We start from the raw sequence: 18,823 nt of genomic DNA on the forward strand, positions 1-18,823 counted from the left end.
GGGACTGACAATGCCGTTCACCGCTTTCCGGGTGCCCTCCGGGGCAACCCCGGCGCTTTGCGGCGCGTCGAGCGACGCGCCTCATCTGCTCAATCCATTTCGAGGATGGCCAACATGACCCGCCGGATCACCTGTGCGCTGGCCCTGTTACTGGCCCTGACCACCACCGCCTTTGGATCGACCATGAAAAAGCCCGACATCAAGAAGAACCCGCAGCCGCGCATGCGCTACGACATCACCGTGACGGTGGATGGCGCGCCGGCCACGTTTGATCGTGTGGAAGGCTCCGTCGACTACGTCGTCAAAAACGAAGAATGCGTGCCGCTCACGCCCATCGCAGGCGCCCGCGTGCGTCCCGAAGAACGCGTGCCGCTGGAGCTGACCCACGCCGGCGGCAACGTTTACCGCGGCGTGATCTATGCCGATCAGTTTGTTGATGAAGATTACTTCGGCCGTGGCGTCTGCCATTGGGGCATAGTGGGCGCTGCCGCGCGCCTGAAAGCAAATCAGGTGACCATCAGTGCCGCCCTGTACGGCAACGACATACTCGCATCGGGCAGCAACACCCGCTACTACGCCAACCGAACCTTCCAGGTCCCCATGGAGCTGCTGGATAACGGCGAGCCGGCACGCGCGAACTTCAAAGAACCTGGGCAGACGTTCTCGGTGACGCTCAAGGCTGAGGAGCGCACCCCATGACCGTATCAACCACCGACTATGCGCTGCTGGCGCAGAACTCGTACCAGACACCGGTCGTCGACAAGCTCGTCAAGCTCAACGGCGTGGAATACACGACTCTCGCAGCGGCAGACAATCCGCACACCGGCTTTCAGGCAACAGCATATCGCCGGGAAGATACCGGTGAGGTCGTGATCGCGTACCGCGGCACCGAGTTTGACCGCGAACCCGTGCACGATGGTGGCGTGGATGCAGGCATGGTACTCACCGGCTTCAACGCGCAGGCACCGGACGCTATCGCCTTTACCGAAAAGGTCATGGAAAAGGCCAAGTTCCTCGCCGAAACGCGCGGCCAGCCGCTGGACGTCACGGTGACCGGCCACTCCCTGGGCGGCACACTGGCCGAGATCAACGCGTCGCGCTTTCACCTCAAGGGCGAAACGTTCAATGCGTATGGCGCGGCTGGCCTGCTGCACGGCGTGCCGGAGGGCGGCAATCAGGTCATCGACCATGTACGTGCGGGCGATCTGGTCAGCGCGGCGAGCCCGCATTTTGGCGAAGTGCGCGTCTACGCGGCCCAGCAGGACATCGACACGCTGAGCAAGGCAGGCTACCGCGACGACAGCGGCCCGCTGAGCCTGCGCAATCCGCTGAAAGCCACCGACTTCAGTGCGCACGCGATGGACAACTTCGTGCCCAACAGTGAAACCCTGGGCAAGAGCATCATCAGCCCGGAAGGTCAGGCGCTGTACGAAGAACATAAAGGGATGGTCGATCGCTACCGCGACGACGTGCGCGACATCCGCACCACGATCTCGGCGCCATGGGAAATACCCAAAGCCATCGTCCATACCGTGCAGGAAGTTGGCCACAACGTGGCGGAGAAAGTGGAAGAAGGTTTCCACGCGGTAGAGAAAGCCGCCAGCCACGCCGTTCACGAAGTGGGTGAAACACTCAGCCACGTTGGCCACGAGATTTCCGAGAAGGCGTCCAGTGCGTGGAACACCATCACTCATCCGGGCTCCTGGTTTGACGACAAACCGAAAGTCGCGGAAGCCACGCGCCTGGATCAGCCCAACCATCCCGACCACGCCCTTTTTCAGCAAGCCCGTGGCGGCGTGCACGAGCTGGATGCAGCTCATCAACGCACACCCGACCAGCGTAGCGACAACCTGGCCGCTTCGCTGACGGTTGCGGCACGCCGTGATGGCCTGACCCGCATTGACCACGTAACCCTCAGCGACGACGCATCCCGGACGTACGCCGTCCAGGGCGACATGCAGTCGCCGCTGAAACGCGTGGCCGATGTGTCCACGCAGGAGGCGGTGGCCACGTCCGTCGACAAGAGCAGTGCGAACTGGAACCAGGTGGCTGAGCAGAACCAGCAGGCGCATGCGCAGCTTGCCAGGCAGAACGAACAACAGGCATCGGTACAGCGATCCAGCCCCATGCCGGGGCAGTAACCGTTCCATCGCGCGTGCCGGGCTCAGGGCCCGGCACGTATTGTCCAATTCATCATTTCGGAAACACCGCAGGGGGATTCTATGAAGCGCTGGATGTTTGCTTTGTGTTTTGTTCTGTTTTTCATTGCTGACGCCCATGCGCAGCTGACGTATCGCAACAATGATCCGTTCGTTTTCTGCCGTTATGGCCAGAAAAACCCTGATAAGTGCTGGCAGCCTCTGCCGCCTTACACAGGACCCTACATGATTAGCGCCTGGTGCGAACCCAACCCCTACGGCAAGGAATGGACCGCCGATGATTACGCATCCCTTGAGGAGTACAAGTTTTATTGCCCGAAGGCTAAAAAAAGCGGATCGTGGACCGGCCCCGGCACAGGCGAACAGTCCCGCGGCATGCATTAATCTGCAACGTCACACGCGATAACCGTCGCGTCATTACCGGAGCACATGCTCCGTGCACCACACGCACCAGGATAGATCGGCATGAGTAAAAACAGGGGATATTGGGCAGCCGCCTTGCTGGCGGTTGCCCTGGTCGCGGGCAACTACCTTTCGGGCATTCTGATACTTACTTTCCTGAAGCGAACTGACGTTCCGCTTCAGTGGAATACGTATTGGCAGTACATCCGCGCCCTTGGTCGAGCCGATGTGCAGCACTACACGAAGCACATCCAGATGGCAGGCGCCATCGGCTTCCTGTTGCCGATCATCCTGTGGCTGGTGGTGCTGTATTTCATGACGCGCGAGAAAAAGCAGTCCATGCACGGCGATGCCCGCTTTGCGCGGGCCAGCGACCTGCGCGAAAAGGGCATGCTGAAAACCTCGAAGAACGGCATCCTGGTCGGCAAGTTCAAGGGTGACCTGGTGCGCCTGAGCGGCCAGCAGTTCGTGATCCTCGCGGCCCCCACCCGCTCGGGAAAGGGCGTGGGCGTCGTGATCCCGAACCTGCTGGACTACCAGGAGTCCATCGTGGTCCTGGACATCAAGCAGGAAAACTTCGACCTCACCAGCGGTTGGCGCAAGAGCCAGGGGCAGGAAATTTTCCTGTTCAACCCGTTTGCGGAAGATCGCCGGACGCATCGCTGGAACCCACTGAGCTACGTGTCCAGCGACCCGGCGTTCCGCGTATCCGACCTGATGAGCATCGCCTCGATGCTGTACCCGGACGGCTCGGACGACCAGAAGTTCTGGGTCAGCCAGGCACGCAATGCGTTCATGGCCTTCTCGCTGTATCTGTTTGAAAAATGGGATGCCGATCAGAAGAACGATCTGCCCATGATCCTGCGCACGAAACCCACGCTGGGTGCGCTGTATCGACTGTCGTCCGGTGATGGCACCGATCTGCGCCAGCTCTACACCTGGCTGTCGCAACAGACCTTCCTCACCAGCAACGCACAGGCGGCCTTCGCGAACCTGCTGTCACAGGCGAACGAAACCTTCTCTTCGATCCTTGGCACGTTCAAGGAACCGCTGAACGCCTGGATCAATCCGGTGCTTGAAGCGGCCACCAGCGCCGACGATTTCCTGCTGACCGACGTGCGCCGCAAGCGCATGACGATCTACATCGGCATCCAGCCCAACAAGCTGGCCGAAAGTCGCCTCATCGTGAACCTGTTCTTCAGCCAGCTGATCAACCTCAACACCAAAGAGCTGCCGCAGAACAACCCGGAACTGAAGCATCAGTGCCTGCTGCTGATGGACGAATTTACCTCCATCGGCAAGGTCGAGATCATTGCCTCGGCCGTGTCATACATGGCCGGCTACAACATCCGCCTGCTGCCCATCATCCAGAGCATGGCCCAGTTGGATGCGACCTACGGCAAGGACGTGTCGCGCACCGTCATCACCAACCACGCCCTGCAGATTGTTTACGCACCGCGCGAACAGCAGGACGCCAACGATTATTCGGACATGCTCGGTTACACGACTGTCCGCAAGCAAAACGTCACCCGCGGCAAGGGCCGCGGCGATGTTTCGCGCAGCGAGTCGGAAGAACGCCGCGCACTGATGCTCCCCCAGGAGCTGAAGGCCATGGGAACAGACACGGAAGTGTTCCTCTACGAAGGCATTCCACACCCGGTGAAATGCGACAAGATTCGCTACTACCAGGACAGCTATTTCACATCCCGCCTGCTACCCAAGGTGGATGTACCCAAGCTGTCGGTCTGACCTTCCATACCAACCGTACCAAATGCACGATCAGGAGTTACATCATGAAAACGGTCAACAAACTCGCCATCGCGGTCGCTCTCGTCGTTTACGGCAGCGCCTCGTTTGCCGACGCGAGCCGCAGTCAGGAAATCAAGCAGGAAGCGCCCAAGGGCATCACGGCCGCGTTCTACGCGTGCATCACCAAAGCCAACGACCCGACGTCCAGTGGCGCCTGCCTTTCGGCAGAGAAAACCAGACAGGACGCACGACTCAACACCACGTACAAGGCCCTGATGGCCAAGCTCACCGGCAAAGCCAAGGATGACCTGGTCAACGCCGAGCGCGCATGGGTGGATCTTGAGGACAAGACCGGAAGGTTCGAGACCTCGCTATACGGCGACGAAACCGTCGCCGATCTGCAAGTGACCCAGAACGAAATCTTCCGCATCTGCGAACGCGCCAACGCCCTGGACAAGTACCTGTCCGTGGCGAACACGTTGCTCTGATCCGAACTCAAAGGAATAACACCATGCCAGGTCTTGATACCCATAACGCCGAGTCACTCACGGGCGCCACATACTTCGTCGTCGGTCGGGGCACCGAAGGCGGCGCCTCGTCCTACCATCTGTCCATCGCAGGCGTGACTGCCGGCACCAGCGATCCGAACTGGGGCAACACCAACAAGATCGTCGCCAACAGCGGCTATTCGCTCGGCACGATCCAGGTGGACCTCGGTCAGCGCGGCACCTGGGCGCTCGGCTCTGCCGATGGCGCCAAGCCCAAGCCCGGTGAAACCACTTACGTGGACGGCATCATCGAACAGTCCGGCAAGTACGCGAAGGACCATAACCTGCCCTTCCCGCAGGACACCAAAGAACTCCGCCAGGATCTGCTGAGCCACGGCAACGGCCTGAAGGGCCGCACCACTCTGGACTTCATCGACACCGGCACGCGCGACAGCATCAACGCGTGGGCCTCGTCGCAGGACGGTCAGAAGTGGATTCACAAGAACATGGACTATCCGCAGGTCAAGGAAGCCACCCAGACCGCCATGGACATGCTGGACAAGTACGGCAAGAACATCCCGGAAGACCGTCGCCTGGAAACCGTGGCCATCCTGGCCAAGACGGCCAACCAGATGCCGAACCAGCTGAAGTCCTTCCAGGACGTGATGGAAAAAGGCGGCGACTACGATGCTGTGCTGAAGCGCGCCAACGACCTGCACAAGGCCACCGGCTACTACGACGGCCCCAAGGCTGCCGCCATCGCCGAGGAATACAAGAACGCCTATAAAGACCCGGAAAAGGCTGCCGCGATGGATCGCGCGCATACCAAGGTCGGCGACCCGAACTTCGACCCGTCCAAAGCCGGCAACGATGCCGACATCAAGACGGCGCTCAAGGCCGTGGGCCAGGGCGGCCGCACGCACGCTCCGGCAGGCAATACGCTGCGCGAAGGTGCGCACGGTGAAAAGGTCACTGCCCTGCAGAACGACCTGGTCAAGCTCGGCTTCACCGATGCCAAGGGCCGCGATCTGCATCCGGACGGCGACTTCGGTCCCGGCACGAAGGCTGCCGTCGAGAAGTTCCAGCGCGCGCACGACATGAAGGTCGACGGTATCGTGGGCCCCAAAACCCTCGAAGCCGTGCAGAAGGCAGCCCATCCGCCGCAGCCGAGCCTCGCTGACCCGAAGAACCCGGGCAACGCGATGTACAACCAGGCACTGCAGAACGTGCAGGCCATCGACGCCGAGCGCGGCCGCAAGTCGGACCAGATGTCCAACAACCTCGCCGGCTCGCTGGCCACCGCCGCCCGTGCACAAGGCTTGAGCAGCGTCGACCACGTGGTGATGAGCGACGACGGCAAGCGTGCCTTCGCGGTACAGGGCGACATGAACTCACCGCTCAAGCGCATCGCCGAAGTCAACGTCGCACAGTCCGTCGCCAAGCCGCTGGAACAGAGCAGCTCGGAGTTCCAGCAGGTCTCGCAGCAGCAGAGCCAGCAGCAGGCCAATACCCAGCAGCAACAGCAGGCCCCGCAGCAGCAACAGCAGCAGGCTCCGCAGCAACAGCAACAGCCTGCTCAGCCGGGCATGCACTAAAGCGAATCGTTCGGATGACCTCCTTGCAGGCATTCCGGACAAACAGGGCGACGGTCTCACGACCGTCGCCTTTTCTTTGGTCGCCACACACACGCAAACGTCGACCTGCACGCAACGCCGACAGAGGTCCAGAGATAAACATGAAATTGATCGCCTTTCTGCTTCTGGCCCTCTGGGCCACCAACAGCCGCGCACAGACCCAGGTTTGCGAACCGATGACCAAAGCGCAGGCGGACGCGGTACTACCACGCCTGAAAGAAGCCTTCACCCGCGCTCACCGACTTTCGATGGACACGATCGCCATTTCCCCGGGGACCGATTGTGGCGACGAGATATCGTTTGTGTTCAAGGCCAAACCGGAGGCGGCGAATTTTGGATCACGCTGGATCATTAAAATGAAGAAAGGCAATCACAAAATTGATATTCAGGAAGGCGTCTAGACTTCCCGCTGTGCTTGCTGATCATCAAGGCCGCAGCTCGTAATGCCCATCCTCTGCGCGACGTCGGCCACCGGCCTTCCGTGCCCGGTCAGCTGCCGCCCGCTCTTGCCTGACGTATCCGACCCAAGACCCACAAAACATCTGCTAAAGATCTGACCCTCCCTGCCGATACCTGCCCACTGGCGAGCGCGTTCGCCGAATGATTCGGAACAGGGAGATACAAATGGCTTTGGTGTACTGCAGGGAATGTGGCAAGCAGGTGTCGGACTCCGCGTCCTCCTGCCCGGGTTGCGGTGCGGCGGTTGCCGTGACCGGAACGAAGAGCCACATCGCCGCGGGCGTACTGGCGTTGGTGGTTGGCGGGCTTGGCGTGCACAAGTTTTATCTGGGGCGTACGGGTCAGGGCATCCTTTACCTGATTTTCTGCTGGACCTTCATTCCCTCGCTCATTTCGTTCATTGAGGGAATCATCTACCTGTGCACGAACGAGCGGGATTTCCAGGCCAAGTACGGCTGAAGAACCCATCCATCTTTTTTTCCTGCCAACCGACATTGCCCCGCCTTCCGGGGCGATGCCTTCGGCGTGGTACCAAGGAGCACCCATGAAACTGAAGTACGCAACGCTCGCAGTCGCCGCCCTCGCCCTCGCCGGTTGCGGCAAGCACGACGCCCCGGCTGGCGATCAGGCTACGCCCGCAACGCAGGCGGCTGGCACGGAAAAGACGGGCGACAACGCCGCCGCTGCTCAGGCATTTGCTGATGCGCAGAAGGCCAAGGAGGATGCACGCCCGAAGGCCGACATGAACGTGCCGCTGGCCAACTACACGCAGCTGGATCAGGCTGACGGTGGCACCTGGCTGACCTACGTCGCCGTGTCGCGCGCCACGCCGCAGCCGGCTGACGAAGAGAAGCTGGGCATGTTCTCGCCGAAGTATTACAACGAGCCGGACGCGTTCAAGAAGCACGATCTGGCCATCTCCGAACTGCCGGGGATTCAGGACAACCTGAAGCGTTTCGCTGACCAGAGCTACTACGCCATCCAGTTCGGCGACGTGGGCAACACCCGCGGCGCCATCAGCCCGCAGATCTCGTTTATTTCCGGCTATGACTTCACGACGCAGAGCTTCGCCTTCAATGGCACGAAGCAGTGCTGGACGATGGGCTACGGCAACAGCCAGAACGTGATGCTCGACCTCAACAACGCCGACTCCAACAACGTGTGCGCCATCAAGGTCGCCGATCAGGATCTGGCCAAGAAGATCGAGCAACTGCGCGCCGCCGGCAAGCTGAGTGCCAAAGGCACGCTGTTCTTCCACGTGGATGAAGTGAAAAACGGCAACCGCGTGGCAGCCACGGTCACCCACATGCATGTCGACCTTTACGACGCGCCAGTGTGGGACAAGCACGCCCAGGTGTTCACCTCGTTCGACATCTGATGTCCCCAGCGGCATGCCGATAACGAAGGCCGGGCATTGCCCGGCCCTCTTTTCATGGGCTCGCCCGCCAGGCAACGCCATGTAGCCATCAGCCCGTACCACTGGATCAGTTCGCCGACGCTCGCATCCATACCGGGCGATACACACGCCGAATCGCGCTGAACGGGACGCGGCCGGGTCGGTGAGCGAATCGTGCGGGAGGCCGTCCGTGACTCCGACGACATCTGTTCACGGGATGCTCCATCGCACTCGTCCGATTGCGACGCGGTATGTGTGCTGCGACTCCTCAGCCGATAGACGACCGGTTTGACGACGGAACACCGAAGCGTCGCTCTTGTGAGCTTGCTCGCTCAAATGCAGGCCATCCGCAAGGATGTCCAGACGCCTGGCGAAACCGGATAGTGGAACGGTTGGCGTTTGCCAGCGCGGCTCAGGAAGTCGTAGAGAAGAGCCCCGCATCCTTGCGAGGCTCTTGCCTGGTTCAGGCTGCGGCCTGATCGAGCAATTGGCGGACGCTCTCTTTGGCGTTCGATCCGGCCCCCGACTCGATGTCGATGCGGCGAGGCTTCATCGCCTCGGGAATCTCGCGCTTGAGGTCGATGGACAAAAGGCCGTCTGCGAGCTTTGCCCCGACGACGTGGACATGCTCGGCGAGCTCGAAGCGGCGCTCGAACGGGCGGTTCGCGATACCCCGATGCAGGTACTCGCCCTCCGGTTCAACCGAGCGCTCGCCGCGGACGGTCAGCCAGTTTGCCTGCGTGGAAATCTCCAGATCCGCTTCCCGGAAGCCGGCCACCGCCATGCTGATGCGGTACTGGTCGTCCGCAAGCCTGACCGAATCAAAGGGGGGATAGTTGTCAGCGGCCTGGCCGCGGGACGCGGCAGCTTCCAGCAAATCGAACATGCGGTCGAAGCCGACGCTGGAACGGTGAAGGGGTGCAACATTCAGAAGAGTTCGCATAGCCATATCCTCAAGCAACATGGTTAGGAGTTCTCTGCGCCGCCCCCGAAGCGGGCGACGAGGCTGGTCCCGAAGCGACCAGCGGGAAATAATTTATGCAGTTGAAGCGAAATTTCAAGAGGCGGGATTCAGGCTTCGTTTAGCCGTCCATATTGCACGATAAAAGGGCCCTCAACGACGCAAGGCTCACGATGCGCGGTATTGCGCTGAGCGCGGCGCTGGCTGGGTGGCAACCTGACCGACGTGCTGTTTCGCCACCGGCTTATTGCCAGAAGAAGCGGCGCGGCCTTGTGTAATCAAGTTGCTTGGCGACTGCGACAAGCATGCCGTGCGAGGCAATCTCATAGTGCTCGACTCTGTTGCCGCCAACGAGGGCGACGTTGCGTAGCGGCCCCTTTTCGATGTCTTCAATGACTCGTTGTCTAGCCTGCGCGTCGGCACGGCGCTTCGCCAGCGCTTACCTGCGCTGAACCTTCGCCGGACGGGTGGCAATGATGGCTTCCCCGGTCGCCTTCGGATTGCGCGCAGGGAAAACCCGGCGCTGCATCTGCTCCAAACGCCACCCTGCGCGATCAACCACGGCTTGGGCTCTGGCCCGTTCCACAATATCCCGAGTACGCGCGTGGCGGCGCGGCGTCCTGCCTCGACCGCCCGAACAAGGGCTCGCTCACTCTGCTTTCGCGCATCCCCTCAATCGCAGTATGCGCTCGGCAAAATTCGCCCCAGTGCTTCGCCACGAAGCCAAACTTCACGTCGATCCCTGGCGAAACAGACCGCGACTTTTTTCAGAATGTCGCGCTTGATCTTGAGCTTGGCGTCTTCCTTCTTCAGCCGCTCGATTTCCGCTTGCTCCGGCTTCATCTGTCCTTGCCCGGAGCGCCTGCTGTGGATCGGCTACCAACTCTCGTACCCATTTGCGCAGCACATTCTCATGCAGCCCCAGATCACGAGCCGCCTGCGCCCCCGCTACACCACGCCCGTTGATCAGTCGCACTGCTTCAAGCTTGAACTCGCGACGGAAGGTCGTTCGTATGCCCATAGACCACTTCCGACTTCATCACCCCATCTAAACTGGGTGCCTGTGAAACCGGGCGAATTCCACTTCTGCCCAGAGCTTGCTTATTTCCCCAAAACAATTTCGGGCGGCGGCTGATCCGCCAGATTGATAGCCGTGAGATTACATCCAGCCAATTGCAGATAAGGTTCTTTGCGAATATCTTTTGTAAAAACCCCGGTTAGAATAAGCATTTTATGGTTATATTTTTTCATGTTAGACAGAATTCTACCCGCATTAACTATGGTAACGCAGGTTTTGAAAGAATCTTCTGTCAGAGATGAAGCCCGACTGTCGTAGAGTTCACGCTGCTCAAAACCGACGTTTACAAAACCTCTGACATGAACCAGCTTTCCGTGATAAAACGCACGATTTGCATTGAGCTGACTCGGAGTGACGGTGACGATTTTTGATGGAGAAGCAGCCTCGGCAGCGAGCACGGAAGTTGAAATCGTAAATAGCGTAAGAAAAATAGTAAAGTTTTTCATTGCCCGCTCCCACCCGCAGTATTTTCAAAATCTTTGAGTACGCGATTTAGATTTGCTTGTGAAGCTTGGATTTCATGAGGCGACATTGTTCCCTGCAACATGCGAAGTTGTGGAACTCCATTCACTAGCTCGTTCACACCTACACGTCCATTGCTGACCACAGCATTTGGTAATCCTTTTGACACGGCCGAAAAGTCACCTAACGTTTTGGTGTCACTTACAACACCGTCCGATTTTCCATCGATATGGCCATGAATAATAGCTTGAGCACCTGCAGGAGCATTTGCAGTTGCCGTATCACGGCCTGCTTCACTAGTCGTCGAAACGTTAGTAGCGCGAACCACTTCACTGCTCCCGTCGCTCTTAGGTAAGACAAAGCCGACTTTTTCTTCTCGCAGGTCAGTTTTGCGTACCGCAATCAAGGCTTTGCCTGCCACCATTGCACTTGCGACCGCTTCCGTTGCAACAACATTTCTCCCCGACAATCGCGATGGATCTGTTACATCAGCCTGTATACACACAGATGCTTTTTCCCCAGGACATGCCGCCTTCCCTGTGGGATCGATGTTGACGATCGGATTGTTGGATGCGTAATCATACCGATTGAAGTTGAACGGATTGCCCGATGCCGGTCCCACTGGATCCGTGCTGATAAACCGCGCTACCGCCGGATCGTAATAGCGCGCCTGCATATAGACATACCCGGAGTCAACATCGTTCACATGCCCCGTATACCCCGGCCCCTGCTCAGGCGTACCCAACGCCTGACTGCCATAAGGCCGATAGTCGGAACTACCAAGCACATTCCCTGCACCATCCGCCGTAGCCAACACGGTGCCCAGTGGGCTCGTGTAGTAATACGTAACCGTCTCGGCAGCCTGCGCCGTCACCAGCAACGAAAGCAGCATAAACGCCGTAACGACAGCTCGGTAAAAGCCCGAGGCCCGTCGCGCTCCAGTACGCACCCGATCCCAACGACCATCAACGCTCATACCAACACTCCCCTACTGCTCCAGGCGACCATCTCCCGCGATACCAAGGCCGACATACCCTTCGTCTGGTTGCCCATAACATTACTCCCCCATATCAAGTCAATGTCAGCCGCCGGGCAATACGCCGAGTACTGACTGCATTGCACGCGCGTGCAGTGTATTCGAGGATATCCTGTGTCATGCACTCGGGCGCGACAACACGCACCGCAGCATCCATCGACGACTCATCAAACGCCGGAAATAGTTTGTCGTGATGTGATCGCCCGCAGTCGTCCACACCCGCGCGTCGGTTACCGACCGCGCACCACCTGCCGGGTAAACCAAGATGGTCGTCAGATCGCCTTGTTCCGACCGAACGGTGGTAGACACCGGCCGCTCGAGCACATCATAAATCGTCGTGGTCTCCAAGGTGATCGCCGAGCGATCCGGCGCAGCATTCACGGCAACGACTCGAAGGTCGTGCGGCCGGCCCGGTCGTACTCGGTTCGCGCCGATACGGACAAGGCACTCGTGTCCGCTTCCGACTTACCGGCCATGACCGGCGTCAGCAAGGCGTCGAAGTCCGTCTGCTGGGTCAGGGCGCCCTGCTTCGTATTGCGCACCCAATGCGCAGTACGAAGCCCACGCCCGTCAACCACGTAGCTGTAGCTATAGGTCTTGGGCGCCCACGCCACGGAATCGCCCGACGGATAGTCGATGCGCACAGTGCGGCCAATGGCGTCGTAGCCATAGCTCGTCGTCACCCCGGCTTGGTCGGTGAGAGATGCAATCTGCCCGAAACCATCGACCGCCACCGTCTGCGACGTGGCATCCGTATACGCGACGGAATCGGGGATGCCGAACGCAAACCCGCCCAGCGTCGTGGTCTTCCCGTTGTCGTCCGTGAAGCTCGCCAGCTGCCCCTGCGCGCTGAAGGTGCAATCCATCACCCTAGTACCGAATCAATAGCGCTCGGTCGGAGTCAACGTGATCGCGTCGCCAGAAGCCACGTAGCGCGCCCTGCGCCCCATCCGGGAACCGATAAGCCTTTCGGCCAGCGTTCGGCTCAAGGAAGGTCTTATCCTGGGCATCCACGGCGGGACGCTGATCGGCCGTCAACGCGCGCAACATCGACTGTGACAGGCGATACTTCACGTCTTTCGATTTAGGCACGGTGAGTCCCTGTGTCCATGACAAGGCCCGTTTCACACGGCGGCACCCTCATGGACATACGCAAGCTTCGCCATCCTGTCTTGTGAACGCAATGTGGGCACAACGACGTGCCCATTTCGAGAGATAAGGGCAATGATCGAGTCGATCGCACAATCAAGGTTAAATTCTAAGTGACTGATTTAGATAGCACTAAATTCAAATCCGCTGTGGACGGGCATACCCCTTTCATGCGCCAGTATCTGGGCGCAAAAGCGGAGTATCCGGACATCCTCCTGTTTTTCCGGATGGGCGACTTCTACGAGCTGTTTTACGACGACGCCCGCAAGGCGGCGCGACTGCTCGATATCACCCTGACTCAGCGCGGCCAGTCGGCAGGCGCCCCCATTCCCATGGCGGGCGTGCCCTATCACGCCGTTGAGAATTATCTGGCCCGGCTGGTCAAGCTGGGCGAATCGGTCGCTCTGTGCGAACAGATTGGCGATCCGGCCACCTCCAAGGGACCGGTCAAGCGCGAGGTCGTGCGCATTGTGACGCCGGGCACCGTGACCGACGCGGCCCTGATGGAAGAACGCCGGGACAACCTGTTGTTGTCCATTGCAGCAGGTCAGACGGGCTATGGCCTGGCGTGGGTGGATCTGTCTACCGGCCGCTTCCTCGTCAACGAAGTGCCGAATGCCGAAGGCCTTGCCGCCGAACTCGCACGCCTTCAGCCGGCGGAGACGCTGGTCAGCGACGATGTGACGTGGCCGAAGCTTGTGTCCTCCCTGCCTGGCGTGCGCAAGCGCCAGCCCTGGCATTTCGAAGTGGACAGCGCGCGTCGCGAACTGTGCCGGTTCTTCCGCACCCGCGATCTGCTGGGCTTCGGTGTGGATGGCATGCCGCTGGGCATCGCCGCTGCCGGTTGCCTTCTGGGTTACGTGGAAGAAACCCAGAAGAGCGCCCTGCCCCATCTCACCGGGATGGCCGTGGAAAGCGCGCGCGAGACGATTGCGATGGATGCGGCCACGCGCCGCAACCTGGAAATCGACACGCATCCCACGGGCAACGTCGAGAACACCCTTCTTGGCGTGCTGGACGAAACGGTCACCCCCATGGGCGCACGCCTGCTGCGCCGCTGGCTCAACCGGCCGCTACGCAGCCGCGATGTGCTGCGTCAGCGCCATCAGGCCATCGGCAGCCTGATTGACGCGCGCCGTCACGGCACGCTGCGCGAGCGCCTGCGCGGCATCGGCGACCTGGAACGCATCCTCGCCCGCGTGGCGTTGCGCTCTGCCCGTCCCCGCGACCTCTCCACCCTGCGCGACGGCCTTGCTGCGGCTCCTGCGCTGCGCGAGGACATCGCTGGCATAGACAGCCCGCTGCTGCACAGTCTGGTGGAACGCATCGGCGATCATCGCGAAACCGCCCAGCTTCTGGCGCGCGCGATCATCGAGCAACCAGCCGTACTGCTGCGCGATGGAGGTGTGCTGGCAGAGGGTTACGATGACGAACTGGACGAACTGCGCCGACTCTCCACCAACGCTGACCAGTTTCTGGTCGACATGGAAGAGCGCGAAAAAGCGTCCAGCGGCATCAGCACGCTGAAGGTCGGCTACAACCGCGTCCACGGTTACTACATCGAAATCAGCAAAGCACAATCCGACAAGGCGCCCACGCACTACACGCGCCGGCAGACCACCAAGAACGCCGAGCGCTACATCACCGAAGAGCTGAAGCTGTTCGAAGACAAGGTGCTTTCGGCCAAAGAGCGCTCGCTGATGCGCGAGCGCGCCCTGTACGAATTGCTGCTCGACAAGCTGATCGAGCGTCTGGCGGAACTGAAAATCGCTGCTGCCGCCATGGCCGAACTGGACGTTCTGGGCAACCTCGCGGAACGTGCCGAAACGCTGGATTGGGCAGCGCCCACGCTCACCGAAGAGCCGGGCATCCATATCTCGCGCGGGCGCCACCCGGTGGTGGAGAAAGTACGCGATGAACCGTTCGAGCCCAATGACCTGGCGCTCGGGGATGCGCGCCGCATGCTGGTCATCACGGGTCCAAACATGGGTGGTAAGTCCACCTACATGCGTCAGAACGCGCTGATCGTGCTGCTTGCCCACGTGGGCAGTTACGTACCGGCCAGCTCGGCCACCATCGGTCCCATCGATCGCATTTTCACCCGCATTGGCGCGGGCGATGATCTCTCCCGCGGCCAGTCCACCTTCATGGTGGAAATGAGCGAGACGGCGAACATCCTGCATAACGCCACCGAGTGCAGCCTGGTACTGATGGACGAGGTCGGTCGCGGCACCAGCACGTACGACGGGCTGTCCCTGGCGCGCGCCGCAGCCGTTCACCTGGCGGCCACCAGCCGGGCGTTCACCCTGTTCGCGACACACTACTTCGAGCTGACGGAGTTGGCAGCCGATTTCCCGGCCATCGCCAACGTCCACCTGGACGCCGTGGAGTACGGCGAGCAGCTGGTCTTCATGCATACCGTCAAGGAAGGCCCTGCCAACCGCAGCTTTGGCTTGCAGGTCGCCGCACTGGCCGGCCTGCCCAAAGCCGTGATCGCCGACGCCCGCCGCTATCTGGCCGCACTGGAGCAAGGGCATGACGTCACGGCGGCGGTAGCGGCACCTGCCGCGCCCGCGACGCCGCAGATGGGTCTCTTTGCGCCATCCCTGCCCTCTCCCGTGGAAGAAGCCGTCCGTGCGATTGATCCGGACAACCTGACCCCGCGTGAGGCGCTGGACGCCCTTTACCGCTTGCGCCGCATGATCTGAGCCGATTGATGGGACCTATCGGACACATGCGAATTATCTAATTCAGCTAATGGCAATTTCTGCCTATAGTCGGACGACCAGCCCGGGGATACTCGGGCCTCGACGCCCGACCCGGAGAAACTGCCATGACGACCGACCGCGATACGCTCACAACTGCCGGTGGCTCGCCCGTAGCCGATAACCAGAACAGTCTGACGGCGGGCCCGCGCGGCCCGCTTCTCATCCAGGACCGCGAACTTTTTGAAAAGCATGCCCACTTCAACCGGGAGCGCATTCCTGAGCGTGTGGTGCATGCAAAGGGCTCGGCAGCGTTCGGCACGCTGACCATCACCCACGACATCTCCCGATTCAGCAAGGCAAGCGTGTTCGCATCCGTCGGCAAGAAGACCGACATGCTGCTGCGTTTCTCCACAGTTGCTGGCGAACGCGGCGCCGCCGATGCGGAACGTGACGTGCGCGGCTTTGCGCTGAAGTTCTATACCGACGAAGGCAACTGGGATCTGGTAGGTAACAACACGCCGGTGTTTTTCGTCCGCGACCCGTTCAAGTTCCCGGACTTCATCCACACGCAGAAGCGCGATCCGCGTACCAACATGCGCAGCAACACGGCCGCGTGGGATTTCTGGTCGCTGTCACCTGAGTCACTGCATCAGGTCACCATTCTCATGAGTGATCGTGGACTACCCAAGTCCTACCGTCACGTGGACGGGTTTGGTAGTCATACCTACAGCTTCATCAATGCGGCTAACGAGCGTTTCTGGGTCAAGTTCCACTTCAAAACCCAGCAGGGCATCGTCAACATCACCAACGATGAAGCCGCAGCACTCGTAGGCACCGACCGCGAATCGCATCAGCGTGACCTGTTTGAAGCCATCGAGCGCAAGGATTTTCCGCGCTGGAAGATGTTCATCCAGGTGATGCCCGAGGCGGACGCGGAGAAGACCTCATACAACCCGTTTGATCTCACCAAAGTCTGGCCTCACGCGGAGTATCCGTTGATCGAAGTGGGCGAGTTCGAACTGAACCGCAACCCGGATAACTACCACGCGCAGGTGGAGCAATCGAGCTTCTCGCCGGCCAATGTGGTGCCGGGCATCGGTTACAGCCCGGACAAAATGCTTCAGTTCCGCCTGTTCTCTTATGCGGATGCTGCCCGTTATCGCCTGGGCGTGAACCACGAAGCGCTGCCGGTGAATGCGCCGAAGTGCCCCGTGCACAACTACTATCGCGACGGGCAGATGCGCTTCGATGAGAATGGTGGCGGCAGCGTCAATTACGAACCGAACTCGTTCGGTGGACCGGTGCAGAAGCCGTCGGTGAAAGAGCCGCCGCTGAAGATTTCCGGCGATGCGGATCGTTACGACCATCGCGAGGGCAATGACGACTACACGCAGCCTGGCAATCTGTTCCGCCTGATGAACCCGTCACAGAAGCAGGCGCTGTTCCATAACATCGCGGCTGCCATGCAAGGTGTTCCAAAGGAAATCATTGAGCGCCAGCTGGTTCATTTCGCGAAAGCCGATCCGGCATATGCCGAAGGCGTGCGTAAAGCGCTGGCAGCGACATCGCCCTCCGCACCGGAAGGTCGTACGGTGGAAGAAGCCGTCTGATGTGATGAAAGCGCTGAAGCGATCAGGGAGGTTTTCTGGTCGCTTCAGCGCCGCGCTTCTCAGGCATCGGGCAAGCAAGCTCACTCCTGCCCGACCTGCCCGACCGCCTGCGGGCTACAGCGAATCTTTCATCGCCTGGATCAACCTGCGAGCCTTCTTGTCAGGACGCGAAGCCGGACGCAGGAGGGCGCCGCCGGTCATACGGCGGTCTTCACGCTGACGTTCGCGACTGGCCACGCTTTCTTCCGTTTCGCGATAGAGCTTCTGCGCTTCCACGGCCGGGCCGCGCTTTTCGGAAAGCGCCGCGACCTCGCATTCAAGCTTTTCTTCTCCGCGAGACACCCGCACACGATCGCCCACATGCACGCCCCGTGCGGGCTTGCAGCTCAAACCATTGAGTTCGACCTTGCCCCCATCAATGGCCTGCTTGGCAAGACTGCGCGTCTTGAAGAAGCGTGCAGCCCACAGCCACACGTCGATACGCACTTCACGCTGGGATAGTTCGCTCATCATCCAAAACTGTAGGTTAGCCAGAGATTCCCAAGGGGGATGGTTATCAGCGACAGCGCGATGCCCGCGCCCAGTACCGTATTGGCCAGGCGGGGCTCAAGCTCGTACTGATCGGCCAGAATCGCCGCCGAAATCATGGGAGCCATCGCCGCCTGGAGCACACCCACAATCAGCGTCACGCCAGTGACGCCCGCCGCCACCCCCAGGCCGAGCCCCATCAGAGGCGCAAGCAGCAGCTTCCAGCCGAGGCCGGTGGCGAGCGCACCCAGTTGCTCGCGCTGCAAATGGAGTTTGAACTGGAGGCCGACGGAGAACAGCGCCAGCGGTGTAAGCGTGCTGCCCAGTTGCATCAGCACACGGTCGACGGCGTCGGGCCAGCCCCCGAACACTCCGACAAGCACGCCCGCGATCAACGCCAGGAATGCCGGAAAAGTAAGTAGTCGTCGCGCCACAAGGCCCACGCTGGCAGAACGGCCCGAGTAGAGCGAGGCCACGATCACACCCGCGGCGGCCAGAAGCGGAAAGCACGCCAGCTGATCAGAGATGACCGCGATGGCCAAACCCTCCTTCCCGTGCAGGGCTTCCATCATCGGGTAGCCCATGAAGGAGGTATTGCCCAGCCCGCAAACCAGTGTCAGGCATCCAATGCGCGCACGTGACCAGCCAAGCATTCGCCCCAGCACGGCAAAGAGCAGCCAGGCACCGAAGAAGCCAATGAAAATGGCCGCGACGGGAAACCACAGATGCGCATCAACGTGCACGCGCGGCACCAGCGCCAGCACCAGCGAAGGCAAGGCGATGTTGAGCACGAACCAATTGATGCCCGGAACGATCCCCTCAGGCAGGGACACGAAACGCCGGCAGAGGATGCCAAGGGCGAGGCAGACGAAAAGAATGAGAAGTGCGGACATCGCGAAACGATAGCAGCGTCGGCCTTGGGCCGGGGTGGCACATCTGGCATCGGCCGCGCGCAGATCGTTGCACGGTATCCGAACAACGCATGGCAAGGGGAGCGCAACAGC

Annotated in this window: 17 protein-coding genes and 2 pseudogenes; 11 read left to right on the plus strand and 8 right to left on the minus strand. The window is 60.5% G+C overall.

Going from position 1 to position 18,823, the window contains the following annotated elements:
• The first annotated feature begins 114 nt into the window (after positions 1 to 114).
• The 9 genes from FHW69_RS08485 (at position 115) to FHW69_RS08525 (ending at position 8,269) form a co-directional block, all read left to right on the plus strand.
• Complete coding sequence (locus tag FHW69_RS08485; RefSeq protein ID WP_183422608.1) at positions 115 to 699, plus strand: hypothetical protein; 585 nt, start codon at positions 115 to 117, stop codon at positions 697 to 699.
• On the plus strand, positions 696 to 2,141 hold the full coding sequence (locus FHW69_RS08490) for an XVIPCD domain-containing protein (protein ID WP_183422609.1): 1,446 nt from the start codon (positions 696 to 698) through the stop codon (positions 2,139 to 2,141). Before FHW69_RS08485 ends, FHW69_RS08490 begins: the two co-directional genes overlap by 4 nt.
• A gap of 81 nt (positions 2,142 to 2,222) precedes the next feature.
• Complete coding sequence (locus FHW69_RS08495; protein ID WP_183422610.1) at positions 2,223 to 2,543, plus strand: hypothetical protein; 321 nt, start codon at positions 2,223 to 2,225, stop codon at positions 2,541 to 2,543.
• An 81-nt stretch (positions 2,544 to 2,624) separates the two neighbouring features.
• Positions 2,625 to 4,310, plus strand: a complete 1,686-nt coding sequence (locus FHW69_RS08500) for a type IV secretory system conjugative DNA transfer family protein (RefSeq protein ID WP_183422611.1) — start codon at positions 2,625 to 2,627, stop codon at positions 4,308 to 4,310.
• Positions 4,311 to 4,354: 44 nt separating this feature from the next.
• Complete coding sequence (locus FHW69_RS08505) at positions 4,355 to 4,798, plus strand: lysozyme inhibitor LprI family protein (RefSeq protein WP_183422612.1); 444 nt, start codon at positions 4,355 to 4,357, stop codon at positions 4,796 to 4,798.
• A 23-nt stretch (positions 4,799 to 4,821) separates the two neighbouring features.
• On the plus strand, positions 4,822 to 6,393 hold the full coding sequence (locus tag FHW69_RS08510; RefSeq protein ID WP_183422613.1) for a peptidoglycan-binding protein: 1,572 nt from the start codon (positions 4,822 to 4,824) through the stop codon (positions 6,391 to 6,393).
• 140 nt (positions 6,394 to 6,533) lie between these two features.
• Positions 6,534 to 6,833 (plus strand): hypothetical protein, encoded by a 300-nt coding sequence (locus tag FHW69_RS08515; protein WP_183422614.1) that lies wholly within the window; start codon positions 6,534 to 6,536, stop codon positions 6,831 to 6,833.
• A 223-nt stretch (positions 6,834 to 7,056) separates the two neighbouring features.
• Positions 7,057 to 7,350 (plus strand): TM2 domain-containing protein, encoded by a 294-nt coding sequence (locus FHW69_RS08520; RefSeq protein ID WP_183422615.1) that lies wholly within the window; start codon positions 7,057 to 7,059, stop codon positions 7,348 to 7,350.
• Between the two features lie 85 nt (positions 7,351 to 7,435).
• Positions 7,436 to 8,269: a hypothetical protein gene (locus FHW69_RS08525; protein ID WP_183422616.1), complete on the plus strand. Its 834-nt coding sequence runs from the start codon at positions 7,436 to 7,438 to the stop codon at positions 8,267 to 8,269.
• Positions 8,270 to 8,750: 481 nt separating this feature from the next.
• Here FHW69_RS08525 and FHW69_RS08530 read toward each other — a convergent pair whose 3' ends face one another.
• The 6 genes and pseudogenes from FHW69_RS08530 to FHW69_RS08555 all read right to left on the minus strand — a co-directional run bounded on the left by FHW69_RS08530 (position 8,751) and on the right by FHW69_RS08555 (position 12,690).
• Positions 8,751 to 9,251, minus strand: a complete 501-nt coding sequence (locus tag FHW69_RS08530; RefSeq protein ID WP_343203996.1) for an Hsp20 family protein — start codon at positions 9,249 to 9,251, stop codon at positions 8,751 to 8,753.
• Between the two features lie 245 nt (positions 9,252 to 9,496).
• Positions 9,497 to 9,660: pseudogene (locus FHW69_RS19020) on the minus strand (DUF892 family protein); the annotation flags it as partial.
• Positions 9,661 to 9,955: 295 nt separating this feature from the next.
• Positions 9,956 to 10,269, minus strand: a pseudogene (locus tag FHW69_RS08540) (transposase); the annotation flags it as partial.
• Between the two features lie 80 nt (positions 10,270 to 10,349).
• Positions 10,350 to 10,772, minus strand: coding sequence for a hypothetical protein (locus FHW69_RS08545; protein WP_183422617.1), 423 nt, complete (start codon positions 10,770 to 10,772; stop codon positions 10,350 to 10,352).
• Positions 10,769 to 11,764 (minus strand): RHS repeat-associated core domain-containing protein, encoded by a 996-nt coding sequence (locus tag FHW69_RS08550; RefSeq protein ID WP_183422618.1) that lies wholly within the window; start codon positions 11,762 to 11,764, stop codon positions 10,769 to 10,771. Before FHW69_RS08550 ends, FHW69_RS08545 begins: the two co-directional genes overlap by 4 nt.
• A gap of 437 nt (positions 11,765 to 12,201) precedes the next feature.
• Positions 12,202 to 12,690, minus strand: coding sequence for an RHS repeat domain-containing protein (locus tag FHW69_RS08555; RefSeq protein WP_183422619.1), 489 nt, complete (start codon positions 12,688 to 12,690; stop codon positions 12,202 to 12,204).
• A 453-nt stretch (positions 12,691 to 13,143) separates the two neighbouring features.
• On the opposite strand from FHW69_RS08555, the gene mutS reads away from it, so the two are divergent.
• Positions 13,144 to 15,681: a DNA mismatch repair protein MutS gene (mutS, locus tag FHW69_RS08560; RefSeq protein ID WP_183422620.1), complete on the plus strand. Its 2,538-nt coding sequence runs from the start codon at positions 13,144 to 13,146 to the stop codon at positions 15,679 to 15,681.
• A gap of 125 nt (positions 15,682 to 15,806) precedes the next feature.
• A complete protein-coding gene (locus tag FHW69_RS08565; RefSeq protein WP_183422621.1) occupies positions 15,807 to 17,291 on the plus strand; it encodes a catalase in 1,485 nt (494 codons plus the stop codon).
• Between the two features lie 114 nt (positions 17,292 to 17,405).
• Here the strand turns inward: FHW69_RS08565 and FHW69_RS08570 are convergent, their stop codons facing one another.
• Both FHW69_RS08570 and FHW69_RS08575 read right to left on the minus strand, forming a co-directional pair.
• On the minus strand, positions 17,406 to 17,801 hold the full coding sequence (locus tag FHW69_RS08570; protein WP_183422622.1) for a S4 domain-containing protein: 396 nt from the start codon (positions 17,799 to 17,801) through the stop codon (positions 17,406 to 17,408).
• Complete coding sequence (locus tag FHW69_RS08575; protein ID WP_183422623.1) at positions 17,801 to 18,712, minus strand: AEC family transporter; 912 nt, start codon at positions 18,710 to 18,712, stop codon at positions 17,801 to 17,803. Before FHW69_RS08575 ends, FHW69_RS08570 begins: the two co-directional genes overlap by 1 nt.
• Positions 18,713 to 18,823 lie beyond the last annotated feature (111 nt).

Source organism: Luteibacter sp. Sphag1AF (assembly GCF_014192715.1).
Lineage (GTDB): Bacteria > Pseudomonadota > Gammaproteobacteria > Xanthomonadales > Rhodanobacteraceae > Luteibacter.